We start from the raw sequence: 643 nt of genomic DNA, 5'->3' as shown, positions 1-643 counted from the left end.
GGAGTGGTTGAACAGCAGGTCGTCCGCGCCGTCGCCGTTGACGTCACCGGCAGTGAGGGCGACGACCTCACCTCCCCAGGAATTCAGGTTGCCCAGCGGATAGGTACCGCTGTCAACGCCCTCGTTGGTGATACCGCCCGCGTACAGCCAGGCCTGGGCCGATGTGTTGCCGGCGGCCAGGTCGTCCTTGCCGTCGCCGTTGAAGTCACCCGCGGCAAGGGTCCGCCCGTGGGCGTCCTGATCGGAGCTCGTGGGATCGGCGAGCCTGGCACTGTCCGACAGACCGGTCGGCGAGCCCCACACGATCTGGACGATGCCGGCGTCCTGATCGTCCCCGACGTCCTCGCCCGGGGTACCGGTGGCGAGATCGGCGAAGCCATCGTTGTTGAAGTCGGCGATGGCCACGGAGAATCCGAAGTGGTCACCGGCCTCCGCCTGCCCACCGATGCCTTCGGAGTTCTGGCTGATCGTGACACGCTCGGCCTGGGTGGCGCCCGCACCGTCCGCGGAACCGTACGCGATGGTGACGGCCCCGGCACCCGCCATGCCGTCGACCGTGGCGTCGGGGGCGGAGGTGGCGAGGTCGACATGGCCGTCGCCGTTGAAGTCCCCGTAACGGCCGGACACCGCGGCGTGTCCGCCG

At 69.5% G+C, this 643-nt stretch carries 1 protein-coding gene; it reads right to left on the bottom strand.

The features are described 5' to 3' along the window. Window positions 1-643, bottom strand: a 643-nt coding sequence (locus JL475_RS39305) for an FG-GAP-like repeat-containing protein (RefSeq protein WP_202282973.1), incomplete at both ends; no start/stop codon positions are given.

Origin of the sequence: Streptomyces sp. M2CJ-2 (assembly GCF_016757295.1) — a bacterium.
Taxonomy (GTDB): Bacteria; Actinomycetota; Actinomycetes; order Streptomycetales; family Streptomycetaceae; genus Streptomyces.
Note: the sequence above shows the minus strand (reverse complement) of the source record. Positions and strands in the feature narration are given on the sequence as shown.